This window comes from Pelomonas sp. Root405, assembly GCF_001425165.1.
Lineage (GTDB): Bacteria > Pseudomonadota > Gammaproteobacteria > Burkholderiales > Burkholderiaceae_C > Pelomonas.
Genome location: NZ_LMDU01000011.1, coordinates 361,150 through 384,738, shown reverse-complemented (window position 1 = coordinate 384,738; position 23,589 = coordinate 361,150). Strand labels below are relative to the sequence as shown.

At 69.3% G+C, this 23,589-nt stretch carries 26 protein-coding genes; 18 read left to right on the top strand and 8 right to left on the bottom strand.

Annotated features, from left to right (window positions below; translation table 11 throughout):
- Positions 1 to 34: 34 nt before the first annotated feature.
- The 4 genes from ASC81_RS11345 to ASC81_RS11330 all read left to right on the top strand — a co-directional run bounded on the left by ASC81_RS11345 (position 35) and on the right by ASC81_RS11330 (position 3,545).
- Positions 35 to 601: a YceI family protein gene (locus ASC81_RS11345; protein WP_056266721.1), complete on the top strand. Its 567-nt coding sequence runs from the start codon at positions 35 to 37 to the stop codon at positions 599 to 601.
- 238 nt (positions 602 to 839) lie between these two features.
- Positions 840 to 2,306, top strand: coding sequence for a sensor histidine kinase (locus tag ASC81_RS11340; protein WP_056266718.1), 1,467 nt, complete (start codon positions 840 to 842; stop codon positions 2,304 to 2,306).
- Complete coding sequence (locus ASC81_RS11335) at positions 2,303 to 2,704, top strand: hypothetical protein (protein ID WP_056266716.1); 402 nt, start codon at positions 2,303 to 2,305, stop codon at positions 2,702 to 2,704. The genes ASC81_RS11340 and ASC81_RS11335 overlap by 4 nt, the downstream gene beginning before the upstream one ends.
- 19 nt (positions 2,705 to 2,723) lie before the next feature.
- Complete coding sequence (locus ASC81_RS11330) at positions 2,724 to 3,545, top strand: LytTR family DNA-binding domain-containing protein (RefSeq protein WP_056266713.1); 822 nt, start codon at positions 2,724 to 2,726, stop codon at positions 3,543 to 3,545.
- A 129-nt stretch (positions 3,546 to 3,674) separates the two neighbouring features.
- Here the strand turns inward: ASC81_RS11330 and ASC81_RS11325 are convergent, their stop codons facing one another.
- Both ASC81_RS11325 and soxR read right to left on the bottom strand, forming a co-directional pair.
- Positions 3,675 to 4,451, bottom strand: a complete 777-nt coding sequence (locus ASC81_RS11325) for a ferredoxin--NADP reductase (RefSeq protein ID WP_056266710.1) — start codon at positions 4,449 to 4,451, stop codon at positions 3,675 to 3,677.
- 71 nt (positions 4,452 to 4,522) lie between these two features.
- The gene (gene soxR / locus ASC81_RS11320) at positions 4,523 to 4,996 is read right to left on the bottom strand and encodes a redox-sensitive transcriptional activator SoxR (RefSeq protein ID WP_056266706.1); all 474 of its coding nucleotides are present in this window, start codon (positions 4,994 to 4,996) and stop codon (positions 4,523 to 4,525) included.
- A 30-nt stretch (positions 4,997 to 5,026) separates the two neighbouring features.
- Here soxR and ASC81_RS11315 point away from each other — a divergent pair, with 30 nt between their 5' ends.
- From ASC81_RS11315 to ASC81_RS11305, 3 genes are read left to right on the top strand one after another with little or no spacing between them, the layout of a single operon-like run.
- On the top strand, positions 5,027 to 6,025 hold the full coding sequence (locus ASC81_RS11315; protein WP_056266703.1) for a questin oxidase family protein: 999 nt from the start codon (positions 5,027 to 5,029) through the stop codon (positions 6,023 to 6,025).
- A 29-nt stretch (positions 6,026 to 6,054) separates the two neighbouring features.
- Positions 6,055 to 6,630, top strand: coding sequence for a helix-turn-helix domain-containing protein (locus ASC81_RS11310; RefSeq protein ID WP_056266699.1), 576 nt, complete (start codon positions 6,055 to 6,057; stop codon positions 6,628 to 6,630).
- Entirely contained in the window at positions 6,627 to 7,142 is a 516-nt protein-coding gene (locus ASC81_RS11305) for a GNAT family N-acetyltransferase (protein WP_056266696.1), read from the top strand. The genes ASC81_RS11310 and ASC81_RS11305 overlap by 4 nt, the downstream gene beginning before the upstream one ends.
- Here ASC81_RS11305 and ASC81_RS11300 read toward each other — a convergent pair.
- The 3 genes from ASC81_RS11300 to ASC81_RS11290 all read right to left on the bottom strand — a co-directional run bounded on the left by ASC81_RS11300 (position 7,129) and on the right by ASC81_RS11290 (position 10,205).
- Positions 7,129 to 9,438, bottom strand: coding sequence for an ATP-binding protein (locus tag ASC81_RS11300; protein ID WP_056266693.1), 2,310 nt, complete (start codon positions 9,436 to 9,438; stop codon positions 7,129 to 7,131). The genes ASC81_RS11305 and ASC81_RS11300 overlap by 14 nt on opposite strands.
- Before the next feature lie 95 nt (positions 9,439 to 9,533).
- Entirely contained in the window at positions 9,534 to 9,815 is a 282-nt protein-coding gene (locus ASC81_RS11295; protein WP_056266691.1) for a DUF3567 domain-containing protein, read from the bottom strand.
- A 123-nt stretch (positions 9,816 to 9,938) separates the two neighbouring features.
- On the bottom strand, positions 9,939 to 10,205 hold the full coding sequence (locus ASC81_RS11290) for a hypothetical protein (RefSeq protein WP_056266688.1): 267 nt from the start codon (positions 10,203 to 10,205) through the stop codon (positions 9,939 to 9,941).
- Positions 10,206 to 10,877: 672 nt separating this feature from the next.
- Between ASC81_RS11290 and ASC81_RS11285 the strand changes: the two genes are divergently transcribed.
- From ASC81_RS11285 to ASC81_RS11270, 4 genes are all read left to right on the top strand, one after another.
- A complete protein-coding gene (locus tag ASC81_RS11285) occupies positions 10,878 to 11,651 on the top strand; it encodes a hypothetical protein (protein WP_056266685.1) in 774 nt (257 codons plus the stop codon).
- The gene (locus tag ASC81_RS11280; protein WP_056266683.1) at positions 11,648 to 12,589 is read left to right on the top strand and encodes a nucleoside hydrolase; all 942 of its coding nucleotides are present in this window, start codon (positions 11,648 to 11,650) and stop codon (positions 12,587 to 12,589) included. Before ASC81_RS11285 ends, ASC81_RS11280 begins: the two co-directional genes overlap by 4 nt.
- Before the next feature lie 145 nt (positions 12,590 to 12,734).
- Positions 12,735 to 13,727 carry a sensor domain-containing diguanylate cyclase gene (locus ASC81_RS11275; protein WP_056266681.1) on the top strand — a complete coding sequence of 331 codons (993 nt, stop codon included), beginning with the start codon at positions 12,735 to 12,737 and terminating at the stop codon, positions 13,725 to 13,727.
- A gap of 55 nt (positions 13,728 to 13,782) precedes the next feature.
- Positions 13,783 to 14,457, top strand: coding sequence for a DUF4197 domain-containing protein (locus ASC81_RS11270; protein WP_056266679.1), 675 nt, complete (start codon positions 13,783 to 13,785; stop codon positions 14,455 to 14,457).
- Between the two features lie 3 nt (positions 14,458 to 14,460).
- On the opposite strand, the gene ASC81_RS11265 is transcribed toward ASC81_RS11270, so the two are convergent.
- Entirely contained in the window at positions 14,461 to 14,949 is a 489-nt protein-coding gene (locus ASC81_RS11265; protein WP_056266676.1) for a GFA family protein, read from the bottom strand.
- 143 nt (positions 14,950 to 15,092) lie between these two features.
- Between ASC81_RS11265 and ASC81_RS11260 the strand changes: the two genes are divergently transcribed.
- The gene (locus tag ASC81_RS11260; protein WP_056266674.1) at positions 15,093 to 16,067 is read left to right on the top strand and encodes a ProQ/FINO family protein; all 975 of its coding nucleotides are present in this window, start codon (positions 15,093 to 15,095) and stop codon (positions 16,065 to 16,067) included.
- A gap of 13 nt (positions 16,068 to 16,080) precedes the next feature.
- Here the strand turns inward: ASC81_RS11260 and ASC81_RS11255 are convergent, their stop codons facing one another.
- Positions 16,081 to 17,460 carry a M17 family metallopeptidase gene (locus ASC81_RS11255; protein WP_056266671.1) on the bottom strand — a complete coding sequence of 460 codons (1,380 nt, stop codon included), beginning with the start codon at positions 17,458 to 17,460 and terminating at the stop codon, positions 16,081 to 16,083.
- A gap of 154 nt (positions 17,461 to 17,614) precedes the next feature.
- Between ASC81_RS11255 and ASC81_RS26995 the strand changes: the two genes are divergently transcribed.
- The 5 genes from ASC81_RS26995 to ASC81_RS11235 all read left to right on the top strand — a co-directional run bounded on the left by ASC81_RS26995 (position 17,615) and on the right by ASC81_RS11235 (position 21,745).
- The gene (locus ASC81_RS26995) at positions 17,615 to 17,797 is read left to right on the top strand and encodes a hypothetical protein (protein WP_156392007.1); all 183 of its coding nucleotides are present in this window, start codon (positions 17,615 to 17,617) and stop codon (positions 17,795 to 17,797) included.
- Between the two features lie 115 nt (positions 17,798 to 17,912).
- Positions 17,913 to 18,482 (top strand): hypothetical protein, encoded by a 570-nt coding sequence (locus tag ASC81_RS11250; protein ID WP_056266668.1) that lies wholly within the window; start codon positions 17,913 to 17,915, stop codon positions 18,480 to 18,482.
- A gap of 3 nt (positions 18,483 to 18,485) precedes the next feature.
- On the top strand, positions 18,486 to 19,037 hold the full coding sequence (locus tag ASC81_RS11245; protein ID WP_056266666.1) for a tRNA-uridine aminocarboxypropyltransferase: 552 nt from the start codon (positions 18,486 to 18,488) through the stop codon (positions 19,035 to 19,037).
- A 9-nt stretch (positions 19,038 to 19,046) separates the two neighbouring features.
- Positions 19,047 to 21,146 carry a protein-disulfide reductase DsbD gene (locus ASC81_RS11240; protein WP_056266663.1) on the top strand — a complete coding sequence of 700 codons (2,100 nt, stop codon included), beginning with the start codon at positions 19,047 to 19,049 and terminating at the stop codon, positions 21,144 to 21,146.
- Positions 21,143 to 21,745, top strand: coding sequence for a redoxin domain-containing protein (locus tag ASC81_RS11235; protein WP_056266661.1), 603 nt, complete (start codon positions 21,143 to 21,145; stop codon positions 21,743 to 21,745). Before ASC81_RS11240 ends, ASC81_RS11235 begins: the two co-directional genes overlap by 4 nt.
- On the opposite strand, the gene ASC81_RS11230 is transcribed toward ASC81_RS11235, so the two are convergent.
- On the bottom strand, positions 21,742 to 22,656 hold the full coding sequence (locus tag ASC81_RS11230; RefSeq protein WP_056266659.1) for a glutaminase: 915 nt from the start codon (positions 22,654 to 22,656) through the stop codon (positions 21,742 to 21,744). The genes ASC81_RS11235 and ASC81_RS11230 overlap by 4 nt on opposite strands.
- 31 nt (positions 22,657 to 22,687) lie before the next feature.
- On the opposite strand from ASC81_RS11230, the gene ASC81_RS11225 reads away from it, so the two are divergent.
- Positions 22,688 to 23,584 carry a class I SAM-dependent methyltransferase gene (locus ASC81_RS11225; RefSeq protein ID WP_056266656.1) on the top strand — a complete coding sequence of 299 codons (897 nt, stop codon included), beginning with the start codon at positions 22,688 to 22,690 and terminating at the stop codon, positions 23,582 to 23,584.
- The last annotated feature ends 5 nt before the right edge of the window (positions 23,585 to 23,589 follow it).

The window sequence follows — 23,589 nt, the reverse complement described above, 5'->3', positions numbered from 1 at the left end:
TTCCCTTTCCTTCCCACCCCCCGGAGACCCATCGATGAAGAACGCATTGCTGCTCACCGCCCTGCTTGCCGCCGCGGGCGTCGCTCAGGCCCAGAGCGCCACCTACGTGATCGACCCCACGCACACCTTCGTGACCTGGGAGGCCAAGCACTTCGGCACCAGCACCTCGCGTGGCCGCTGGGACAAGAAGGAAGGTTCCATCACCTTCGACAAGGCCGCCAAGACCGGCCGCTTCGAGGTGACGCTGGACATGACGTCCATCTCCACCGGCGTCGGCCCCTTCGATGGACACCTCAAGAGCAACGACTTCTTCGGCGTCGAGCAGTTCCCGACCGCCAAGTTCGCCGGCGACAAGCTGACCTTCAACGGCGACAAGCTCGTCAGCGTGACCGGCAACCTGACGCTGCGCGACAAGACCCACCCCGTCACGCTGACCGCCACCGGCTTCAACTGCTATGACCACCCGCGCCTGAAGCGCGAGGTCTGCGGCGGCGACTTCGAGGCCACCATCCAGCGCAGCCAGTGGGGCATCAGCTACGGCGTGCCGGGCATTCCCGACAACGTGCGCCTGCTGATCCAGGCCGAGGCGATCAAGCAGTAAGCAGCTCCCGGCCCGTCCTTCAAAGCCCGCCCCTCGGCGGGCTTTTTGCTGGCCGGCCGGTGGGCGCCGCCATGCGGTCCGTGAACTATTGCCGCACCGCTCGCAGCGGCGCCCTCGCGGGGCGGCCGGCCTGTCGCTCTCCCATGCAGTTCGTCACCCAGGCCGGCCGGCGTGTCGCTCCGGCCCCACGCCACCCGGGGCGCCTGCTTACAGTGGCCCCAACGACGACACAACGGCCATGACTCCCTCCTTCACACCCAGCCCCCAGCAAAAGCTCTGGATCGAGCGCTGGCAGCGTTTTTCCGGCACGGTGGTGCGCTACTTCCACATCTACGCCGGCTGGCTGGTCGGCATCAGCTGGAAGCGCTTCGTGCTGCTGTCCCTGGCGCTGCTGATCGGCGTCAATGTGCTGAAGAACCTGCCGCCCTTCACCTGGCGCATCAGCGAGCAGGTCGAGGACCACGATCACGGCGCCGCGGCGCGCCGCCACGCCAGGCTTGAGGCCGACGCCAGGAAGGCCGCCGACAAGGCGCGCCAGGCGGCCGAGAAGGCGGCCAAGAAGGACGGCGAGAAAGGTGCCGTCCACTACGAGGTCAAGATCGACGAGCGCGGCGTGCGCATCCAGCCGGTGCGCCCTGCATCCTCCGGTGCCAGTGCCGCCAGCGCCGCCAGTGCCGTTGACGAGGACGGCGAACCCAAGGTTGCCGAAGACGCCGCTGCCCCCGCCATCTCCATCGACTTTCCCAAGAGCGCCCGCCCCGAGGACATCCGCGCTGCCATCGACCAGGCCAAGGACCAGCTGAGCCAGCTCAAGCAGGAGGCGGAGGAAGTCACCGAGGCGCAGGTGGCCGCCGCCGAAGCCCAGGCCGCGCTGCGGGAAGCTGCCGAGGAAGCCAGCCAGGCGCAGAGCCGCAAGCGCGTCACCATCATCCATGCCGGCGATTCGCTGATGGACCTGGCCATCCTCTGGGTGCTGGCCTCCGCCGTCATCAAGGCCATGTACAAGGGCCGCATCCAGGCCGAGGTCAAGGCCGCCCAGGCCGCCGAGAACGCCGAGAGCGAGGCGCTCAAGCGCCAGGTCATCGAAGCCCGCATGGCCGCCATGCAGGCCCAGGTCGAGCCGCACTTCCTGTTCAACACGCTGGCGAGCATCGACCACCTCATCGAGACCGACCCGCCGCGCGCCAGCCAGATGCAGAAGAACCTGATCGCGCTGCTGCGGGCCTCCATGCCCACCATGCGCGAGGCCAATGCCAATGGCGGCGTGCGTGACCTGGGCCGTGAGCTGGCCGTCATCCGCCCCTACCTCGAGATCCTGAAGGTTCGCATGGAAGAGCGCCTGCAGACGGAGATCGACGTGCCCGAGGGCCTGCTGTCCGCCGAGTTCCCGCCCATGATGATCCAGGGCCTGGTCGAGAACGCCATCAAGCACGGCCTGGAGCCCAAGGCCGAGGGCGGCACGCTCAAGGTCAAGGCCGAGATCGTGCACGGCAAGCTGGCCGTCATCGTGGCCGACACGGGCCTGGGCTTCGGCCGCGCCGCCACCAGCGGCACCGGCGTGGGCCTGGCCAATATCCGCGAGCGCCTGCAACTGCTGCACGGCAGCAAGGCCAGCGTCACCGTCACCGAGAACCAACCCAGCGGCACGGTCGTCACGATCACCGTGCCCTACCGCAGCCGCAACGACGAAGGAGCCACGGCATGAAAACCCTCTTCAAGATCCTGTTCATCGGCACTGCGCTGATGGTGGTGTTGGCGATGTTTGGCGGCTTTGCGCTGCTCAACCACCACGGCCCGGACATGCACATCGTGCTGGACGATGGCGAGTTCTTCCTCGGTGACAGCGACTTCGGCGACTGGCTGGGCGCCGCCATCGGCCTCTTTGTCGCCGGCGTCGTCTGCGTCATCGTGCTGCCGCTGGTGCTGCTGCTTGGCCTGGCGCTGCCGCTGCTCATCGTCGGCGGCGTGATCGCCCTGGTCGTGGCCAGCCTGCTTGGCGTGGGGGCCGTGCTCAGCTCGCCGCTTATCCTGCTCGGCCTGCTGCTCTTCGTCGTGCTGCGCAACCGCAGCCGCGCCAACGCGGCGAGGTCCACGTCGGTCTGAGGCTAGTAGCATCGTCGGCATGAACACAGCAGCACCCATCCGCGCCATCCTGGCCGACGACGAACGACTGATGCGCGAACAGCTCCGCAGCCGCCTCACCGAGGTCTGGCCCGAGCTGGACATCGTGGCCGAGGCCAAGAACGGCCTGGAGGCCGTCGAGCTGACCCGGGAGCACAAGCCCGACCTGGTCTTCCTCGACATCCGCATGCCGGGCCTGACGGGCGTCGACGCCGCCCGTCAGATTGCCCAGCTGCCGGAGGACGACGACTGGCTGGTGCCCGAGATCGTCTTCATCACCGCCTACGACCAGTACGCCGTCGAGGCCTTCGAGCAGGGCGTGGCCGACTATGTGCTCAAGCCCGCCGAGCGCGAGCGGCTGCAGCTGACGGTCGCGCGCATCAAGAAGCGCCTGGCCCAGCGCGAAGGCAGCGAGTCGGTCGAGACATCGTCAGTGCCGCTGCAGCAGCTGCTGCACAAGCTGAGCGCCCAGGTCAGCGGCGGCGGCGCCAAGCCGAGCTATCTGCAGTGGATCCAGGCCACGGTCGGCCAGGCCATCCAGATGATCCCGGTCGAGGACGTGCTGTTCTTCATCAGCGACGAGAAGTACACCCGCGTGCAGACCGCCAAGGTCGAGGCGCTGATCCGCAAGCCCATCAAGGAGCTGGTGGACGAGCTGGACCCGCAGGTCTTCTGGCAGATTCACCGCTCCACGCTGGTCAATGCGCGTGCCATCGACGGCATCACCCGCGACTTCCGCGGCCGGCAGCTGGTGGGTGTGCGCGGGCTGACCGAGAAGCTCGAAGTCAGCCGCAGCTACACGCACTTGTTCAAGGGCATGTAGGCGCCAAGCAGGCGAGGAGGGCTTGGCGCCTGTCGCGGGCCGAGCGCCGGGCCGCCCCAGGCCGGCCCGTCTGGCGATGTGCGAGCGGGGCAGGCCCCGCGAGCATCGCCGTCCCCTCGGGCGAGGGGCTCACTTTTCTACAAAAGCTCGTTCGATGACGTAGTCGCCCGGCGTCGTCGTGCTGCCTTCCTTGAAGCCGCGGATGTCCAGCATCTCCTGCATGTCCTTCAGCAGCGCCGGGCTGCCGCACAGCATGATGCGGTCGTTCTCGGGGTCCAACGCCGGCAGGCCCAGGTCGGCCTGCAGCTTGCCGGTCTGGATCAGGTCGGTGATGCGGCCCATGTTCTTGTAGGGTTCGCGCGTGACGGTCGGGTAATACAGCAGCTGCTCACTGGCGAACTCGCCGAGGAACTCGTGCTGGTGCAGGTCCACCGTGAGGTGGTCGTGGTAGGCCAGCTCAGCCACCTCGCGCACGCCGTGAACGATGACGACCTTCTCGAAGCGTTCGTAGGTCACCGGGTCGCGCACGATGCTGATGAAGGGCGCCAGGCCCGTGCCGCTGCCCAGCAGGTAGAGGGTCTTGCCCGGCAGCAAATAGTCGATCAGCAGCGTGCCCGTGGGCTTGCGGCCGACGACGATCTTGTCGCCTGGCTTGATGTGCTGCAGCTTCGACGTCAGCGGGCCGTCCGGCACCTTGATGCTGAGGAACTCCAGCTGCTCCTCGTAGTTGGCGCTGACGATGCTGTAGGCCCGCAGCAGCGGCTTACCGTTCTCGCCCTTGAGGCCGATCATGGTGAAGTGGCCATTTGAAAAACGCAGCGCCTGGTCGCGCGTCGTCGTGAAGCTGAACAGGCGGTCGGTCCAGTGGTGGACGGTCAGGACGGTCTCTTCGTGGAAGGCACTCATGGGCGGGCTATTCGTGACGGGTTAACCCGGGGATTTTCGCCGGGAAGTGGGCCTCCACCGTCGCCAAGGGGTCAAGGCGTCGTTTCGATGCGCAGAAGCCTCGCGCCGGCGCCCTGCCGGCTGACCGAATCCTGTGGGTTGTAAAGCGCGCAGGCCTTCAGCGACAGACAGCCGCAACCGATGCAGCTCGTCAGCTGGCTGCGCAGCTTCTGCAGCGCGGCAATGCGTGCGTCCAGCAGCGGCGCCCAGGCCGCCGAAAGCCTCGTCCAGTCCGCCTTGGTCGGCGTGCGGCCATCGGGCAGCGTGGCCAGCGCGGCCTTGATCTGCGGCAGCGTCAGCCCGACGGCCTGGGCCGCGCGGATGAAGGCGACGCGGCGCAGCGCATGGCGTGGGTACTGACGGTGCCCGCCGGTACTGCGGCTGCCAGCCAGCAGCCCTTCGGCTTCGTAGAAGCGCAAGGCACTCGTCGCGACGCCCGCACGCCGCGCGAGCTGGCCGATGGTCAACGGCGTGCTTGACTTCAAGTCCACTTCAACTTCGAGCATGGCGCGATATTCCCACAGACGAGGCCGTCCATGCTGATGAAAACCGCCACCCCGGCGCCCGCGACAATTGCGCAGCTGCACCACCTGCTCGACGCCGGCCAGGCGCTGTCCGCCACCTACCGCGGCCAGCTGAGCAACCACCTGCCCATGGCGCAGCAGGCGCTGCTGGAGCTGGGCGCCTCGGCCGCCCGACTGCAGGCCTTCACTGAAGCCGGCGAGACGCTGCTGGAGCCGCACACCGCGGGCCGGCCGGCGCGCATCGCCATCGAACGCGATCTGGGCCGGCCCGACAGCGATGCGGCCTGGCGTGCGCACTTCGCGGCCCGTATTACCAAGCTCGGTTCTGCCGCCGCCCTTGCCGAGGCCCTGCCGATGCTGCTGCCCGGCGCCGGCGCCATCGCCTTCCACGGCCTGATCCGCACGGGCCACGCCGTGCTGGCCGGCCACGAGGCCGAACTGGCCGCCGGCCTGGCGCACTGGGCGTCCCACTTCATGCCGCTGCCGACGACCGACGACGGCCCGCCGCTTGACCTGCCCGACTGGTTGCGCGCGCTGGCGACCGTGCAGCGCCCGGCCTATCCGGCGGGCAGCCTGATCACCGGGCGCATGCAGGCCTGGGGTGAATTGCCTGGCTTCGCGGCCGTGGCCGGCCGCCTGCGCCAGGGGCCGGACACGCTGCGCGACCTGGCGCTGCTGGCCGCCCACACCTATGCGGCCACCGGAAACTTCACCGTGCTGCACCTGATGACGGCCAGCCATGCGATGACGGTCTTGGAGCGCTGGTGGCCCACGCCGGCACTGCCGCGTGGGTTCAGCGTCGCCGCGGCGGCCGGCCTGCTGGCCAGCGGCGCCACGCCCGCGACGATGCTGGACCGTCCGCCCAGCCGCCCCTGGCCCGCATTGATCTCGGCGGCGTGCGAGCAGCCCGATCCCCACGTCATCAAGCTGACCCATGCCGCCTGGCGATTGGGACGGCGCTGGCCCGACCCGGCTTGGCGCCGCGCCGTCGAGCGCGCCATTCCAGTTTGATGGACGAGAGTTTCCAGTAAACTGGATGGATGGACATCACACAACGCATCGGCCGCCGCCTGCATGAACTGCGCTCGGCCGCCGGCCTGTCGCTGGACGCGCTGGCCCACAAGAGTGGCGTCAGCCGTTCCAACATCTCGTTGATCGAACGCGGCCAGAGCAGCCCGACGGCGGTGGTGCTGGACAAGCTGTCGTCAGCCCTCGGAGTCAGCGTCGCGTCGATGTTCGAGGGCGCTGCGGAGGCCAGCCCCTCCGCAGCGCCATCGCCGTTGGTGCGCGTGGCTGACCAGCCCGTCTGGGACGACCCGGCCTCAGGCTACCGCCGCCGCAACGTGTCGCCTGCCGGCATGTCGCCCCTGCAGCTCGTGGACGTCATCTTCCCCGCCGGCCAGCGCGTCGCCTTTGAGACCTCGGCGCGCGATGCCGACATCCATCAGCTCGTCTGGATGATCGACGGCGTCATGGAGATTGGCCATGGCGGCGAGCAGTGGCAGCTGAATGCCGGCGACTGCCTGGCCATGCAGCTCGATGCACCGATCCGTTTCCACAACCCTGGCACAAAGCCGGCGCGCTACCTCGTCGCGCTCACGGGAGCACGCCCATGAACATCCGTGAAATCGGTGGCGCTGAAGCGCTGGCCCGCGTGGGCGAACTGGCCGAGGTGCTGCGCGACTGCGTCGAAGGTGGCGCGTCGGTGGGCTTCATGCTGCCGCTGGCCGAAGGTCGTCCCGAAGCCTTCTGGCAACATGTGGCGGCGGCCGTCGCAGAGGGCAAACGTCACCTCTTCGTCGCCGAGGACGAGGCCGGCCGCATCTGCGGCACGCTGTCTCTTGTCGTCGACATGCCCGACAACCAGCCGCATCGCGCCGATGTGTCCAAGATGCTCGTCCACCGCCGCATGCGCCGCCAGGGCGTGGCCGAGCGGCTGTTGCGTGCGCTGGAAGTGAAGGCGCGGGAACTGGGCAAGACGACCCTGGTGCTGGACACCGTCACCGGCAGCGATGCCTCGCGGGTCTACGAGCGGCTGGGATGGCAGAAGGCGGGCGACATTCCGGCCTATGCACTGATGCCCGATGGGCAGTTCTGCTCGACGACCTACTACTTCAAGCCGCTCTGAAGCCGATGCCACGGCGCTCGCGCACCTCGGGCTTCGCCCGATGCTCCGCTTCGAGTTGAGCCAAGAACTCATCCGGCGTGAAGGCCTCGCCGAGGATCTCGATCTGCTGCCTCACGGCCGCGAAGTCGCCATGCGTCAGGCAATCCATCGCCACCAGTCGTGAGCGCTGCTCGTCGGTCGGCGCCTCGCCCGCCTCGCGCTCGAACATGGCCACGCGCTGCTCCGGCTTCAGCGCCTTGAACCTGATCTTGAACGCGAAGCGTCGCAGCGCGGCCTCGTCCAGGTCGTCGAAGAGGTTGGTCGTGCAGATGAAGAGGCCGTTGAAGCGCTCCATGCCGGCCAGCATTTCGTTGACCTCGCTCACCTCGTAGTTGCGCTCGGCGCGCTTGCGGCTGCGCAAAAAACTGTCGGCTTCGTCCAGCAGCAGCACGGCGCCTTCGCTCTGTGCCAGCTCGAACATGCGTGCCATGTTCTGCTCGGTCTCGCCGACGAACTTGCTGGCGATGTCGCTGGCACGTTTGACCATCAGCGGCCGGCCCAGCGCCTGCGAGATGTGCTCGGCCAGGGCCGTCTTGCCGCTGCCGGGCGGGCCGTAGAAGCAGAGCTGGCCCGCGCCCTTGCGGCGCAGTGCCTCGACGATGCGCGGGATCTCGAAGCGGCTTTCGCAGTTCAGCAGGTCCAACGCATAGCGGGTCACGCAAGGGCGGGCGTGGCTGACGTCGTCCCGGCCCAGGGCCTTGTCGGCATTGGCCAGCTGGCGCTCGATGAGCTTCTCGGCCTCATCCGCCGAACCGGCCAATTGAGCGAAGCGCACGGCGGTGCGGATCTGCGCCGGCGTGAGGCCCGGCCGCTCGGCGAGCTTGCCGACGAAGTCTTCGCTGACGGCAACCTCGCCGAGGGATTTCGCGACCAGGCCGCGGCGCGCACCGGGTGGCGGCGACTTCAGTTCCAGGTGGTACTGGAAGCGTCGGCGGAAGGCGGGGTCGATCTGCTCGATGCGGTTGGTGACCCAGATCACTGGCACCGGGTTGGTCTCCAGGATCTGGTTGACCCAGGCCTTGCCGCTGACCGAATTGCTCAGCGCCCCATCGCCGCTGGCGTCGAGCCGGCTCAGCAGCGAGGCTGTGTCGCTGGACAGTGGCGGAAACACGTCCTCCACCTCGTCGAACAGCAGTGCCACATTGGCGCTGGCCTTCAGGAAGACCTGGCTGATCTGCAGCGAGCGGTAGCGGTCGCGGCCCGACAGCGAATTGCCGTCGCGGTCGGCGTACTCGACCTCGTACAGGTCCAGCCCCGCAGCGGCGGCGGCGACCTTGGCCAGCTCTGTCTTGCCCGTGCCCGGCGGGCCGTAGAGCAGCACGTTCACGCCGGTCGCATGCGTCGCCACCGCTTGGCGGAGCAGGCCCTGCAGCAGGCCGAGGTCTTCGCTGACGAACTGGAAATCACTGGCGCCAAGCAGGCTCGGCGTGGCGGGCCGGGTGAACACGGCCATCAGGTCGTGTGGGCCCTGGTACTCGCGCATCAGCACGGGAGGCAACTGGTCGCTGACCTTCATCAGGTCGGCCAGGTCGGTGATGTTGTGCTCGGAGATCAGGTTCTCGACCATGCCGATGCGTTCGAGCCGCGAGCCGGCGCGCAAGGCTTCGGCCACCTCCCGTTCGTCGACGCCGGCGACCGCAGCGATGGCGGCAAAGGCCTCTTGCGCGGTGTTGACCTTGAACTCCACCAGCGCCCCGCGCAACTCGCGCTGGTAGCGGGCGAGCGTCCCGTACAGCAGGATGGCGCGCTCGGCCGGGTTGAGCTGCAGCAGCGTGCCCAAGGCGGCGATGTTCTTCTCGACCAGCGTCGATTCACGCTTGAGCTGGCGGTCCAGGTGCTCGCAGGTGGTGGCCAGCAAGGCCATCATGTCCTTGGGCGCGTCCTTGACGTATTCGTCGAGGTAGAAGAAGAGCGTGGCTTCAGAGAACGGGCCACTCCACTGGCCGAAGCGGTCCAGGAAGACCTCGTCGCTCAGCGATTCATGTCCTCGCCACAGCTCGTTGCCCGCGCAGCGCTGGCCAAGATAGCCGCGCAGCCGTTGCAGCACGCGCGCCGGCCAGACCAGGTGGCGGCCGGTGAAGGACAGCAGGCCGTTGAAATCGCGCCGCAGGTTGAAGCGGCCGGCGTGCCTGACGGTCAACGTCAGCACGAACTGCGAGCACATGCGGTCCAGCACCGGGGCGCTGTCCAGGCCGGGCGACGGCAGCACTCGGGCGGATGCCCGGGAGGCTGTGTCTACGGCGGCTCGCTTCACCATTTGATGGGCTCCTGGCGCGGCCTGCAACGGCCGGCGCGGACCCATCTTGTATCAGGCTTGGGCGCAGATCAATGTAAGACAGGCTTCCCGAGTGTTCAGTGCATCACGACCGGCTGCTGGCCCATCAAGGCGTAGCGCTCGATGAAGGCGTCGAGGTCATCTTCGGACGGCTCGCCTTCATCGATAAGCGCCTGCACACCTTGCTGGAAGGATTCAGCCAGCGCGCCTTCGATGAAGATTTCCTTGCGGGCGAACTTGTCGACGATCTCGAAGCCGCCGCGATTCAGCTGGGGGCCCGACTCGACAGCCTGGAGTTCAGTGGTCGGTACGTCGAACTGCACGACGATGAAGCTGTCGGAGTTGTAGAGCATGTGCATGGAGTTCTCCTCATGGCTTCAACTGCGGGTGGCGACCGGGGTTTCAAGTCCCGGTTGGTTTAGATACTGGCAGAACGCCCCGCAGTTCGGGTCATCCCCCGCGCTGACAACGTGTAGGAAGCGTCAGGAGTTCACGTCGGACAAGCTGATCTCGAAACCGCGTGTTTCGGGGTCACCTTGGCGCAGCCGGACCGGCCAATAGCCTCGCGCCGGGTCGAGCCAAAGCTCCACGCCGGGGTCGTGCGGACCCAGCGGCAGGCGGCGCAGATGCAGTACGGCGGCGTCCTCGGGCGCGCCGTCGACGGCCTCGAAGGTCCACTCGCGCAGCTCACCGCGGAGGCCGGCGACCCAGACGCGCCATCGCCCGCCCGGTGCGGGCGAGGCCTGCACGAGTGCCGCCAGCTGCAGCCACCAGGACAGGCGGTCCTGCGTGCCCTCGGGGAGATCCAGCCGGGCCGGGCTGGCCGAGAAGCTGACGCGGCGGCCCTCGGCATCGAAGTTGACGGCTGTCGGTCCCGGCCGCCCTGCTGGAGTGCAAAGCGCTGGGGTGCCAGGCCGGCGCTGCCGGTTTGGCCCAGGCTCTCCAGCGCGGGCAGGGCGCGCTCTCCGATGCGCCGTGTCAGCCGCAGGCTGTAGCGGCCGTCCGCCTGCGGCTGCCAGTCCAGCAGCGCCTCGCCGTCCTGGCCGCCTTGGCGCAGGCGGTAGTGCCAGGTCGCGGGGCCGGCCAGGCGCATCAGGGGTGCGTCAGGTTTTGCCATGGGCGCTTCCATCGCGGGCTTGGGCGCTGGCTGATTGGGACGAGTCGATCGGGCCCTCGGGGCGGGCAAGGCGGCAGGTGCTGGCTCGGGCAGGGCCACGGGCGCGGTCGGCGGCTGCAACAGCGCGATGTTGATGGCGCGTGCCGGCGTCACCGGGGCCTCGCGCACACGCTCCCTGCCCAGCAGCGCCGCATGCGCAAGCAGGCTGGCCACCAGCGCAAGCACGGCGGCGCGGGATCGTGCCGGCGAGGAGGTCAGGGCAGCGCGCATCGCACAATGCTGCCATCTCCGCGGACAGCTCTTCATGAAACTCGCCAGCTACGCCGACGGCTCGCGCGACGGCCATCTCGTCGTCGTGTCGCGCGACCTGACCCAGGCCCACTACGCCACCGGCATCGCCACGCGCCTGCAGCAGGTGCTCGATGACTGGGGCTTCATCGCCCCGCAGCTCGAAGACCTGGCCGTGCAGCTCAACCACGGCAAGCTGCGACACGCCTTCGCCTTCGAGCCTGACAAATGCCTGGCGCCGCTGCCGCGGGCCTATGGCTGGGCGGTGGTCGATGCGGATGGCGGTATTCGCCGCGAGGCCGGCAATTTCTCGGCACCGGGCCAGCCGCTGCGGGCGCCCGCCCACGGCGAGCCGGCGCTCGCGGCCATCACCGGCGACCTGGCCGCCGCGAGCGACGCCGCGGCCGCACTGGATGCCCTGCGCCTGTTGACTTTTGCCCTGGATTGGCGAATCGAGGGCGAGCTGATGGCCACGCATTGCGCACCCGTGGCCGTCACGCCCGATGAACTCGGCGGCGCTTGGTCGGGCGGCCGCCTGCAAGCGCGCCTCAGCCTGCTGCACAACGGCGGCAAGCTGGAGCCGCGCGAGGTGACGGTCACGGCCGGCGACGCCCTGGCCCGCCTGGCACGGCTGCGCGCGCTGCGTGCCGGTCAGGTGGCGGGCGCGGCCCTTGGCGCGCTCGACCTGACACTCGCGCCTGGCGACAGCCTCCATCTGGACCTCAAGTCCGCCGAGGGCGCCAGCCTTTTCGGCGCCATCGACCTCGACATCGCTCCCGCTGCCGCATGACACCCCTGCCTATCCTGATCGACACCGACCCTGGCCAGGACGACGCCATCGCGCTGCTGCTGGCCGCCGCCAGCCCCGAGCTGGAGCTGATCGGCGTGACGACCGTCGCCGGCAATGTGCCGCTGCGGCTGACGACGCTGAACGCCCGCAAGGTGATGGAGCTGGCCGGCCGCCGCGACGTGCCCATCTGCGCCGGCGCCGACCGGCCGCTGGATGTGCCCCTGGTCACCGCCGAGCATGTGCATGGCGACACGGGCCTGAACGGCGTCGAGCTGCCCGAGCCGACGCTGGCCCTGGACCCGCGCCATGCGGTCGACTTCATCATCCAGACGCTGCGGGAGCGCGAGGCCGGCACCGTGACGCTCTGCCCGCTGGGCCCGCTGACCAACATCGCGCTGGCGCTGCGCCAGGCGCCCGACATCGCACCACGCATCCGCCGCATCGTGCTGATGGGCGGCGGCTTCTTCGAGGGCGGCAACGTCACGCCGTCGGCCGAGTTCAACATCTATGTCGACCCGCAGGCGGCGCACGAAGTCTTCAGCAGCGGCGTGCCCATCACGATGGCACCGTTGGACGTGACGCATGAGGCGCTGACGACGGCGGCCCGCATCGAGGCCATCCGGCGCCTGGGCAACCGCGCCGGCAGCGTCGTCGCCGCCTGGATGGAGTTCTTCGAGCGCTTCGACGAAGAGAAGTACGGCCAGGACGGCGGCCCGCTGCATGATCCCTGCGTCATCGCCTGGTTGCTGCAGCCCGAGCTGTTCACCGGCCGTGACTGCAACGTGCGCGTCGAGACCCGGAGCGAGCTGACGCGCGGCATGACGGTCATCGACTGGTGGGGCGTGACGGGCCTGCCCGCCAATGCCCAGGTGCTGCGGCATGTCGACGCTGACGGCTTCTTCCGGCTGCTGACGGAGCGGCTGGCCAAACTGGATTGAGGTCGTCATTCCTGACGGTCGTCGCTCCGTCGACATCATTTATCGCCGCGTGCAAAATATGCGCCTTCACAGGGGCTGACCCGGCACAGAGCGCATCGCGCCAGCAGGGGCTGCATCCGCCACGGATGCAGGCGAGGAAAGACACATGACGACCCGAGAAAAACTGCTGGAGGTGATCGCCATCCAGACAGAGGTCGCGCGCCTGGGGTTGGACCTGGGTGGCTTGATGAATCTGGTCGTCGGCCGCACGCTGAATCTGGCGAATGCCGACGGCGCCGCCGTCGAGATGGCCGAGGGTGATGACATGGTCTATCGCGCCGCCGCCGGCATGGCAGCGCACAGCCTGGGCCTGCGGCTCCAGCGGGGCAGCAGCCTGTCGGGGCTTTGCGTTAGCGAAGGCCGCGCCCTGCATTGCGACGACGCGCTGAGCGACCCGCGCACCGACCGCGCTGCCTGCGCCAAGCTCGGCCTTCGCTCGATGATCGTCGTGCCACTGCGCCACCATGGCGAGACGGTGGGCGTGCTCAAGGCGATGTCTTCGCAGGTGGGGCATTTCAATGAACGCCATGTGGCGCTGATGGAGCTGCTGTCCGACCTCGTCGGCGCGGCCATGTATTTCGCCACCCGCTATGCGCCGGGCGATCTCTTCCACAAGGCCACCCATGACGGTCTGACCGACCTGCCCAACCGCTCGCTTTTCCTCGACCGCCTGCGCTCATCGCTGTTCCAGTCCGTGCGCGACGGCCAGCCGCTGGCTGTGTTGATGCTGGACCTGAACGGCCTCAAGCCCATCAACGACAACCATGGCCACCGCGCCGGTGATGCGGTGCTGCTGGAGTTCGCGCGCCGCCTGCGCGGCAGCGTGCGCCAGTCCGACACGGCGGCGCGCCTGGGCGGCGACGAGTTCGGCGTCATGCTGCGGCCGCTGGCCGCCGAGGGCGGGCTGGAGACGGCCCTCACACGCCTGCGCCAGCAGCTCAACGGCGGCTTCCAGTTCGAGGGCCGCAGCCTCCCGGTGGCCGCCAGCATGGGCGTGGCCTGCTATCCGGAGGACGGCGACGATGTGGCGCAGCTGATGGAACTGGCCGACCAGCGCATGTACCACCACAAGCGCGCGCTGCAGCATGTCGCAGCCTGAGACGACCGTCGCCGCCACGGTGGGAAGATGGGCGCTCCCTTGAACGGAGCCCGCCATGCAACGTCGCCTCGTCATCGCCACTGCCCCCGTCCTGCTGTCGCTGCGCCCGGCCTGGGCGCTCAGCCTCACCGAGGGTGACGCCAACGCCGGCATCCGCGCGGCGCTGGAGCGCGGCGCCAATGCAGCGGTGGCCTTGCTCGGCCGCCGCGACGGATTTCTGGCCAACCCGCTGGTCAGGATCGAACTGCCGGGCTATCTGAAGGACGCCGCCAAACTGCTCAAGGCGACCGGCCAGGGCGCCAGGCTGGATGAACTGGTCACGGCGATGAACCGCGCTGCCGAGGCCGCGGTGCCGGCGGCCAAGCCGCTGCTGGTCAGGGCGGTGAAGGACATGAGCGTCGAGGACGGGCTGAAGATCCTGCGCGGAGGGGACGACTCGGTGACGAACTTCTTCGCCGACAAGACCCGCGAGCCCCTGCACGCACAGTTCCTGCCCATCGTCACCCAGGCCACCGAGCGCGTCTCCCTGGCCGAGAAATACAACGCCGTCGCCAAGAAGGCGTCCGGCTTCGGCCTCGTGCGTGGTGACGACGCCAACATCCAGCAGTACGTGACCGGCAAGGCGCTGGACGGCCTGTTCCGCATCATTGGCGAGGAAGAAAAGAAGATCCGGCGCGATCCGGTTGGCACGGGCAGCGCCATCCTGAAGAAGGTCTTCGGCGGGCTCTGAGCGCTAGCTTGTGAGGCCGTGCGCCTGGTGCCACTCGGCCAGCGACAGGTCGGGATAAGCGTCGAAGCGCGGGTCCTTGGGCTTGCCCTCAACGGCCACCCATGGCGCCTTGGAACCCACCATGCAGTGCACGTTGTCCGGCGGCACCGGCAGCGCCGTATCGATGGCGCTGGCGTGCGGGTGCACCAGCTCGGGCCAGGTCGGGTCCCACAGCCACAGGGCGCTGCCGCAGCGCTTGCAGAAGTAGCGCCGCCCGCTGCTGGTGTGCGTGCCCTTGCCGTCCTTGTCAGGCAACTGCGCGCGGTAGATGCGCAGATGGCGCTTGCCCTTGACCTTCATCGTGTGGGTCAGCGCGCCCAGGTTGATGGCGTAGCCCCCGGCGCCGGCCGTCTTGCGGCAGATGGAGCAGTAGCAGCGCATGAATGGCACCGGCGAGTCGGCCTCGACCGAGAACCTCACACTGCCGCAATGGCATGAACCTTCAAGCTGCATGGCTGCACTCCGCACGCTGACGACGACGCGCCGATGATGGCCACGGCCGCTGCGGCGCCGCCATCCCACGAGCGCCCTGGGCCTTTGCGCGCAGCTGAACGACAATCCCGGCCCTTGCCCGTTCGCGTCTCTGGCGCATTGCGATGAATTCCGATCTTCCCGATCCCGTCACCCCGTCCGACGACACGGCCGCCCCGCCGGCGACAGAGCCTTTGGTTTCAGCAGCGACCGAAGCGCCCGTTGATGCCCCCGACGCCGACGCCAAGCCAGAAGCCACCGCAGCAGCGCCGGCCGGTGAAGCCGCAGTCGCCGCACCCGCGCCTGCTCACGTAGCCGCGCCCGCCGTTGACGCCACGGCCGAGCTCAAGGCCCTGTTCCCCGCGCTGTTCACTGGCAAACCCAAGCCCGTCAAGCTGCGCGTGCAGGCCGACATCCAGGAGCGCGCGCCCGGCAAGTTCAGCAAGGCCCAGCTCGGCGCCTTCCTGCGCCGCCACACCGGCAGCACGGGCTACCTGATCGCGTTGACGCAGGCCAAGACGCGTTTCGACCTCGACGGCAACCCCGCCGGCGAGATCAGCGAAGAGCACCTGACCGCCGCCAAGGAAGAGCTGGCGCGCCGCAAGGGCGTGCAGCAGGAGCGTCAGCAGGCCGAGCAGGAGCGCCATCAGCTGGAGTTCCAGCAGCGCCGCAACCGCGCACAGCTGCTGTGGGACTTCGAGCGCACGACACTGACCGAGGCCAACTTCTGCGTCCTCAAGGGCGTCGTGCCCGAGGAGCTGCCGGGCCTGCTGGAGATCGCCCGCAAGGAGCGCGCCGAGGCGCCGCCCGCGCCGCCGCGCCAACCGCCCCGTGAAGCGCGACGCGACGACCGCCGTGACGACCGCCGCCCCGCTGGCGGCCGTCCCGAGGGCCGCGGCCCGCGTCGCCCTGATCAACGCGCCGAAGCCCGGCGCGATCAGCCACGTGGCGACCGCCCCCCACGTGGTGAAGGTGGCCGACCCTCGCAGCCGGCTCCCAAGCCCACGCCTGCGCAGGCCGAGCAGCCCGTGCCATCTCAGATGGCACAAGCGCTCCAGGCCGCCCGGAGCACCAAGGCCGAGGACCAGAAGCCCGAGTGATCGGGCTGCTCGGTCAGGCCGAGTAACGCTGTTCCAGGTAGGCCAGCAGCGTGCGGATGGTCTGCGCCTCGCCGCCCACCGGCCGGCCGGGGCGCGGCGCATCGTTCCAGGCGAACAGGTCGATGTGCAGCCAGTCCTGGTGGGCGGGCAGGAAGTCCTCCAGGAACAGCGCCGCGTTGATGGCGCCGGCCAGCGCGCTCTTGCCCGTGTTGACCAGGTCGCCGATGCTGCTCTCGATGCCGGCGTGATACGGCGCCCACAGCGGCATGTGCCACAGCGGGTCGTCCAGCTTCAGGCCCAGGTCAACCAGATCGCGCGCCGTGTCCATGTGCTTGGCGAACAGCGCCGGCAGTTGGGCGCCCAAAGCCACGCGGGCGGCGCCCGTCAGCGTCGCCAGGTCGATGACGAGGTCGGGCTGGCCCTCGGCGGCATAGGCGAGGGCGTCACTCAGCACCACGCGGCCTTCGGCATCGGTGTTGCCGATCTCGATGTGCAGGCCCTTGCGCGTCTTGATGACGTCGCCCGGCCGGTAGGCGTTGCCCGAGATCGAGTTCTCGACGGCCGGGATCAGCAGTTGCAGCCGCACCGGCAGCTTGAAGGCCATGACGAGGCCTGCCAGGCCGAGCGCATTGGCCGCGCCGCCCATGTCCTTCTTCATCTGGCGCATGCCGTCGCCGCCCTTGATGTTGAGGCCGCCGGTGTCGAAGCAGACGCCCTTGCCGACCAGGGCCAGCTTGGGATGCTTGGGGTTGCCCCAATTCACTTCGATCAGGCGAGGTGAGCGCGTGCTCGCGCGGCCGACGGCGTGGATGCTGGGGAAGTTCTTCTTCAGTAGCGCATCGCCGACGATCTCGGTGAAGCTGGCGCCGTACTGCTTGGCCAGGGCCTTGGCAGCGCCGGCCAGCTCGGCCGGGCCCATGTGCTCGGCCGGCGTGTTGACCAGGTCGCGCGTGGCGGCCATGGCGGTCGCCAGTGCCAGGCCGCGTTCGGCGTCGGCGCCGCCTTTGAGGAGCAGCGTCGCCGGCGCGCGCTTGGCCGGCTTGTAGAGGTCGAAGCGGTAGCCGCCCAGCTCCCAGGACATGGCCGCCGCCTCGGGCAGCAGGGCCAGGCCGGCCTCATCAAGCTTGTAAAGCCCTTCGGGCAGGGCCAGCGGCAGATGGCTCAGCGCAAAAGGGTGGGCCGCATGGGCGACGCCGGCAAACACCTGCCCCAGACGGCCATCGGCGCCCGGCACCAGGGCGTGGCTGTCCGGTGCACCGACGAAGCCGACCGTGGCCAGCCAGGCCCGGGTGGCCTCGGGCAGGCCGCCAGCCAGCACCTGGAAAGCGGCGCGGTCGACGACGGTGATGGGAGTGGCCTTGGCCGGAACGGTCTTCTTCAGCTGGACGGTCATCGCGCTTTCCTGGAATCGAAACAGCCATTGTCAGCAAAAGCCGAGTGTGCAAAGAAGTGTGTTCCGGCTGTCAACCGCTCTCTTCAAGCCCGCGTTGTGCCTTGCAATCGCGCCGCACCCGGCGTGAGACGGCCCGCAAGGCCAGACAGCCATGATGAAGACCCAGTCCCGTACCGAAACGCAGCAACGCCGCCTCCCCGTGCCCGAGATGGGCGGGGCCTGGAGCGCCGAGGAATCCGTCGAGAAGGGCCGCAAGCACGAGGCCTTCGACACCGGCTTCTTCAGCGGTGACCGCCGCGGTCTGGCCCGCGCCCAGCGCTTCGACCGCAAGCGTTAAGCCCGCGGCTCGCGCCTGGAACCCGCCATCCGGCTGCCGGACGGCGGGTTTTGTTTTGCCCGGCCGAGAAATCCTGCCGGACCCGCTATGCCGGCTGCACGGAGAATGCGCCCCCATGAAAGCCGCTCGCCGTTCCATCGCCTTCTTCTCCGGCGTCCTGCTCTATTGCGCCGGCGCCGGCGCGGCCATGAAGTACGCCAGCACTGGCCTGCCACGCTCGGTCTATGTGTCGCTGGGGGGGCGCAACAGCCTGCCCGTCATGCTGGGAGAGGCCCTCGCCATCGCGGCCGTGCTCTTCATCATTGCCGCCATCTGGGCCTATCTGACGCTGCGCCCGCAGCGCCGCCGCCACAAGCCCTACGTCGCCTGGATGATGTCCGGTGTCGGCGTGGCATGGGCCGGCTGGCTGATCTTCGGCGCCTTCAGCTTCGCGCTGAAACCGCGCGCCTACTCGGCACCGCTGCAGACCATGCTGCTGTCGTCCAGTGCCGCGCCGCTGTTCGGGGCGCTGAACATCTTCGGCGTCGTCGGGGGGGTCTGGCTCGCCGGCCGCGTGGCCAAGCGGCGCCAGCTGGGCCTGCCGACCACGCGCTCACGCAGCCGCGTCGATGACGAGCCCGCGCATGACGCCGGCGCCGACAGCACAGTGTCGACGATCGGGCCCCACACCGTCTCACCGCACTGAGTCATGCCACGCGCGGTCTGCCCGCGCTGTGAGCGCCCGGCGCCGACTTGCCTCTGTGCGACGCTGCCGGCGCTGCTGCTGGCCCACCGCACCGAGCTGCTGATCCTGCAGCACCCGGCCGAGGCTGGCCACGCGAAGAACACGACCGCCCTGCTGACGCTGGGCTTGCAGTCGGCCCACCTGCTGCGGGGTGAGGCCTTCGACGCGGCGCTGGCCGGCCCCGGCACCGCGCTGCTCTACCCGGGCGACATTGGGAGCGCAGCCCCGGTCGACGTGAAGCGGCTCATCCTGCTCGACGGCAGTTGGCGCCAGAGCCGCCGCCTGCTGGCCGCCAATCCCTGGCTGGCGGCGCTGCCACGACTGGCCCTGCCGGACCAGGTATCGCGTTACGCCATACGCCGCGCGCACCGGCCCGGCCAGCTGTCCACGCTGGAGGCCGGCCTGCATGCGCTGGCCCTGCTGGAAGGCGGCCCCGAGCGTTTCGAGCCGCTGTGGGCGGCGTTCGATGCCTTCATCAAGGCCGGCATTTACAGAAGGGAAACGGGGATGACCTAGCATTTCCGGATGCTCTCGTTCCTGCGCCCTGTTTTCCTGGCCTTGCTGGCCGCCCCGCTGCTCGCTCTGGCCGCACCGCCGGAGGCGTCGACCGAGCATGTGAAGGCACGCCTCGTCTCCAGCCAGTCGGCCGTCGCGCCGGGCCAGCGCTTCACCGTCGCGCTGGAGCAGGACATCAAGGCCCACTGGCACACCTACTGGATCAACCCCGGCGACTCGGGCCAGGCCACCTCCATCGACTGGCAGGGCGCCACGGCCGGCCCCATCCAGTGGCCGACACCCGCCGTGCAGCCCATCGGTCCGCTGGTGAACTACGGCTATGAAGGCCGGCCGGCGCTGCTGGTCGACCTGACCGTGCCCGCCGATGCCAAGCCGGGCAGCCGCTTCGCGCCCACGGCCGAGGTGCGCTGGCTGGTCTGCAAGGATGTCTGCATCCCCGAGCAGGTCAGCCTGGGCCTGGACCTGCCTGTGGCCACCGAGCCCAAGGCCGGCGCCGACGCGGCCCAGATCGAGGAATGGCGCGCAGCCATTCCCAAGCCCGCCAACTTTGCCGTGCAGCTCAAGGCCGCGCCCCAGGGCGTGCGGCTCAGCGGGGCTCAGGCGGGCGTCACCAAAGCGTATTTCTTTGCCGACACCTGGGGCGCCGTCACCCACAGCGCGCCGCAGGCGCTGAAGGCTGAGGCCGGTGGCTGGGCGCTCGACATTCCCGCCGGCGAGGAACCGGTGCCCGCCGGCAAGCCCTTGTCCGGCGTCATCGTGCTGACGACGGCCGCGGGCGAGCAAGCCTGGACGATTTCCGAGCCCATGCCCGAAGGCGCCGGCAAGGGCCCCGGCCCCGCCGACCTGAACGCCCCTGCCGCCGCTGAGGCGTCGCCGACGCCGGCCCCCGAAAGCGACCTGGGCCTGCTGCCCGCGCTGGGGCTGGCGCTGCTGGGCGGCCTGATCCTCAACCTGATGCCCTGCGTCTTCCCGGTGCTGTCGATCAAGGCGCTGGCCCTCGTGCGCGAAGGCAATCACAAGGCCGAGGGCCTGGCCTACACCGCTGGCGTGCTGGCCAGCTTCGCGGTGCTGGCGGCTGTGCTGATCGCGTTGCGGGCCGGTGGCCAGCAGGTGGGCTGGGGCTTCCAGTTCCATTCGCCGGTTTTCGTGCTGATCGTGGCCTACCTGCTCTTCCTCGTCGGGTTGAGCCTGTCGGGCCTGTTCGCCATCGGCGGCAGCTTCACCGGCGTCGGCTCGGCGCTGGCGTCGCGCCAGGGCCTGGCGGGCAGCTTCTTCACCGGCGTGCTGGCGGCCGTGGTCGCCACGCCCTGCACGGCGCCGTTCATGGGCGCTGCGCTGGCCTTCGCGCTGTCGCAGCCGGCGGTGGTGCTACTGGCCGTGTTCCTGGCGCTGGGGCTGGGCCTGGCGCTGCCCTTCCTGGTGCTGGCCTTCTGGCCCGCGGCGCAGCGCTGGCTGCCGCGGCCGGGGGCGTGGATGGACACCTTCAAGCAGGCGCTGGCCTTTCCGATGTATGCCGCCGTCGTCTGGCTGCTGTGGGTGCTGGCGCAGCAGACCGGGCCGGACGGCGTGGCGCTGGCGCTGTGTGGGCTGGTGTTGATCGCCTTTGGCCTGTGGTGGCGACACAGCAGTGGCGCCACGGTGGTGGGCACCGGTGCGGCCATCGCCAGCGTCGTGCTGGCGCTGGGCGTGGCGGTGGTGATCAAGCCCGTCGCCGCCGATGTGCGCGCCGCAGCCGAGGCGGGCACCGAGGCCTACAGCGCCGCGCGTCTGGCCGAGTTGCGCGGGCAGAGCAAGCCGGTCTTCGTCAACATGACGGCGGCCTGGTGCATCTCCTGCCTCGTCAACGAGCGCGTCGCGCTGTCGCGGCCCGAGGTGAAGGACGCCTTCGCCAAAGCCGGCATCGCCTACCTCAAGGGCGACTGGACGCGCGAGGACCCCGCCATCACCGCCGTGCTCAAGGCCCACGGGCGCTCCGGCGTGCCGCTCTACCTCTATTACGCACCGGGCGCCGCCGAGGCCCAGGTGCTGCCGCAGATCCTCACCCCCGGCCTCGTCATCGAGGCTGTTTCCTCCCCTGTCCCTGCAGCAACCCCCCGGAGTTCGACATGATGAAACTGCTTCGCCGCTCGCTGATCGCCGCCGCCCTTGCGCCTGCGCTGGCCCTGGCCAGCACCGTGGACGCGCCCGCGCCCGCCTTCACGGCCACCACGGCCGATGGCAAGACCGTCTCGCTGGCCGACTACAAAGGCAAGACCGTCGTGCTGGAGTGGACCAACCACGACTGCCCCTACGTGAAGAAGCACTACGGCGGCAACATGCAGAGCCAGCAGAAGGCCGCCGCCGCGCAAGGCGTGGTCTGGCTGCAGGTGATCTCGTCCGCGCCCGGCCAGCAGGGCCATGTGGACGGCGCCACCGCGCAGAAGCTCAACGCCGACCGCGGCGCCGTGCCTGCCGCCACGCTGCTCGACCCCAAGGGCGAAATCGGCAAGGCCTATGGCGCGCAGACGACGCCGCACATGTATGTCATCCGGCCCGATGGCACGCTGGCCTACAAGGGCGGCATCGACAGCCTGGCCACCGCCAAGGTCGACGACATCACCAAGGCCGAGCCCTACGTGACCCAGGCCCTGGTGGCCGTGTCGTCGGGCCGCAAGGTCGAGAAGGCGTCGACGCGGCCCTACGGCTGCTCCATCAAGTACGCCAGCTAGAAGACCGACAACCCGGTCTTCGTGACGAACAGCTCCAGCGCCTGGCGCCCCAGCAAGGAGTTGCCCGTGGCGTCCAGCGCGGGCGACCAGACGCACAGCGTGAGCTGGTCGGGCACGACGGCCACGATGCCGCCGCCCACGCCGCTCTTGCACGGCAGTCCGATGCGGAAGGCGAACTCGCCGGCCGCGTCGTAGGTGCCGCAGGTCAGCATCAGCGCGTTCACGCGCCGCGTCTGCGCGCTGCTGAGCACGGGCGTGCCCGCCAGCGGGTGGCGGCCGTCACGGCACAGGTAGCCGGCAGCGCAAGCCACCTGCTCGCAGCTCATGGCAATGGCGCACTGGTTGAAATAGACGTCCAGCACGGTCGCGACGTCGTTGTCCAGCGTGCCGAAGCCCTTCATGAAGTTGGCCAGTGCGGTGTTGCGGTAACCCGTGTCGGCCTCGGACCCCGCCACCTCCGCGTCGATGCGGATGGGCTCGCCGCACAGCCGGCCCAGCAGCGCCAGCAGCTCCGCCTGTGCGTCGCCCAGCGAAACCAGCCGGTCCGCCACCGCGATGGCGCCGGCATTGATGAAGGGGTTCCGCGGGATGCCGCGCTCCGTCTCCAGCTGCACCAGCGAGTTGAACGGGCTGCCCGATGGCTCGCGGCCGATGCGGTCCCACAGCGCCTCGTCCAGCGAGCGGATCGCCAGCGTCAGCGAAAACATCTTGGACATGCTCTGGATGGAGAACGGCACGGCGCTGTCGCCCGCCGCGGCGGTCTCGCCTGAACAGGTGCGCAGCGCGATGCCGAACTGGGTCGGTGCCACGCGCGCCAGCGCCGGGATGTAGCTGGCCACCTTGCCACCGGCGCTGCCGAGCAGCGGGCGCAGTTCGGCGTTGATCTCGTCGAGGATGAGCTGGAAGTCCATGCGCTGATTCTCGACTTGAGAATGCGCACCCATGCAAGCCCTGCTCGACGCCATTGCCACGGCGGCCTTTCCCGTTGACGCCCAGCGCCTCTTCCATGGCCGCGGCGGCCTCTTTCCCGGCTGCGAGCACCTCGCGCTCGACGCCTACCCGCCCGCGCTGCTGCTGACCAGCTTCGAGCCGCTGGCCGATGAGGCGTTGACCATCATCGGCGCCGCCATCACGGCACGCTGGCCTGAGGCGCCCTGGGTGTACCAATGCCGCCAGGAAGGCGGCCGCACCGAGACCCGGCTGATGGCGGGCAGCGTGCCGGAGCCCCACGTCGTGGCGGAGGCCGGCACGCGCTACGGCGTGCATCTGCTGCGCGGCCAGAACCACGGCCTCTTTCTCGACATGGCCGAGGGCCGGCGCTGGGTGCGTGAGCAGGTCAAGCCCGGCGACAAGGTGCTCAACCTGTTCGCCTACACCTGCGCCTTCTCGGTCGTCGCGCTGCAGGCCGGTGCGAGCGAGGTCGTCAATGTGGACATGAGCGACGGTGCGCTCGCCATCGGCCGCCGCAACCACGCGCTCAACGGCGTCGAGCGCGGCGCGAAGTTCCTGCCCCACGACATCTTCAACTCCTGGGGCAAGCTGACGCGCTTCGGGCCGTACGACCTCGTCATCGGCGACCCGCCCAGCTTCCAGAAGGGCAGCTTCGTCGCCACCAAGGACTATGCGCGGCTGGCGCGGCGGTTGCCTTCGCTGCTGGCGCCAGGCGGGATGGCGCTGCTGTGCCTGAACACGCCGAAGCTGGACCTGGCTTTCCTGCACGGCGTGATGGCCGAGCACGCGCCCGAGCTGGCCTTCGTCGAGCGGGTGGCCAACCCGGCGTCGTTCTCGGATGCGTCGCCGGACAGGGCATTGAAGGTGCTGGCCTACCGCCTGCCCTAAGCGCT

Excerpts from the sequence above, each read along its gene's own strand:
- ASC81_RS11345 (WP_056266721.1), top strand. The coding sequence starts at position 35 with ATGAAGAACGCATTGCTGCTCACCGCCCTGCTTGCCGCCGCGGGCGTC.
- ASC81_RS11340 (WP_056266718.1), top strand. The coding sequence starts at position 840 with ATGACTCCCTCCTTCACACCCAGCCCCCAGCAAAAGCTCTGGATCGAG.
- ASC81_RS11335 (WP_056266716.1), top strand. The coding sequence starts at position 2,303 with ATGAAAACCCTCTTCAAGATCCTGTTCATCGGCACTGCGCTGATGGTG.
- ASC81_RS11330 (WP_056266713.1), top strand. The coding sequence starts at position 2,724 with ATGAACACAGCAGCACCCATCCGCGCCATCCTGGCCGACGACGAACGA.
- ASC81_RS11325 (WP_056266710.1), bottom strand. The coding sequence starts at position 4,451 with ATGAGTGCCTTCCACGAAGAGACCGTCCTGACCGTCCACCACTGGACC.
- soxR (WP_056266706.1), bottom strand. The coding sequence starts at position 4,996 with ATGCTCGAAGTTGAAGTGGACTTGAAGTCAAGCACGCCGTTGACCATC.
- ASC81_RS11315 (WP_056266703.1), top strand. The coding sequence starts at position 5,027 with ATGCTGATGAAAACCGCCACCCCGGCGCCCGCGACAATTGCGCAGCTG.
- ASC81_RS11310 (WP_056266699.1), top strand. The coding sequence starts at position 6,055 with ATGGACATCACACAACGCATCGGCCGCCGCCTGCATGAACTGCGCTCG.
- ASC81_RS11305 (WP_056266696.1), top strand. The coding sequence starts at position 6,627 with ATGAACATCCGTGAAATCGGTGGCGCTGAAGCGCTGGCCCGCGTGGGC.
- ASC81_RS11300 (WP_056266693.1), bottom strand. The coding sequence starts at position 9,438 with ATGGTGAAGCGAGCCGCCGTAGACACAGCCTCCCGGGCATCCGCCCGA.
- ASC81_RS11295 (WP_056266691.1), bottom strand. The coding sequence starts at position 9,815 with ATGCACATGCTCTACAACTCCGACAGCTTCATCGTCGTGCAGTTCGAC.
- ASC81_RS11285 (WP_056266685.1), top strand. The coding sequence starts at position 10,878 with ATGAAACTCGCCAGCTACGCCGACGGCTCGCGCGACGGCCATCTCGTC.
- ASC81_RS11280 (WP_056266683.1), top strand. The coding sequence starts at position 11,648 with ATGACACCCCTGCCTATCCTGATCGACACCGACCCTGGCCAGGACGAC.
- ASC81_RS11275 (WP_056266681.1), top strand. The coding sequence starts at position 12,735 with ATGACGACCCGAGAAAAACTGCTGGAGGTGATCGCCATCCAGACAGAG.
- ASC81_RS11270 (WP_056266679.1), top strand. The coding sequence starts at position 13,783 with ATGCAACGTCGCCTCGTCATCGCCACTGCCCCCGTCCTGCTGTCGCTG.
- ASC81_RS11265 (WP_056266676.1), bottom strand. The coding sequence starts at position 14,949 with ATGCAGCTTGAAGGTTCATGCCATTGCGGCAGTGTGAGGTTCTCGGTC.
- ASC81_RS11260 (WP_056266674.1), top strand. The coding sequence starts at position 15,093 with ATGAATTCCGATCTTCCCGATCCCGTCACCCCGTCCGACGACACGGCC.
- ASC81_RS11255 (WP_056266671.1), bottom strand. The coding sequence starts at position 17,460 with ATGACCGTCCAGCTGAAGAAGACCGTTCCGGCCAAGGCCACTCCCATC.
- ASC81_RS26995 (WP_156392007.1), top strand. The coding sequence starts at position 17,615 with ATGAAGACCCAGTCCCGTACCGAAACGCAGCAACGCCGCCTCCCCGTG.
- ASC81_RS11250 (WP_056266668.1), top strand. The coding sequence starts at position 17,913 with ATGAAAGCCGCTCGCCGTTCCATCGCCTTCTTCTCCGGCGTCCTGCTC.
- ASC81_RS11245 (WP_056266666.1), top strand. The coding sequence starts at position 18,486 with ATGCCACGCGCGGTCTGCCCGCGCTGTGAGCGCCCGGCGCCGACTTGC.
- ASC81_RS11240 (WP_056266663.1), top strand. The coding sequence starts at position 19,047 with ATGCTCTCGTTCCTGCGCCCTGTTTTCCTGGCCTTGCTGGCCGCCCCG.
- ASC81_RS11235 (WP_056266661.1), top strand. The coding sequence starts at position 21,143 with ATGATGAAACTGCTTCGCCGCTCGCTGATCGCCGCCGCCCTTGCGCCT.
- ASC81_RS11230 (WP_056266659.1), bottom strand. The coding sequence starts at position 22,656 with ATGGACTTCCAGCTCATCCTCGACGAGATCAACGCCGAACTGCGCCCG.
- ASC81_RS11225 (WP_056266656.1), top strand. The coding sequence starts at position 22,688 with ATGCAAGCCCTGCTCGACGCCATTGCCACGGCGGCCTTTCCCGTTGAC.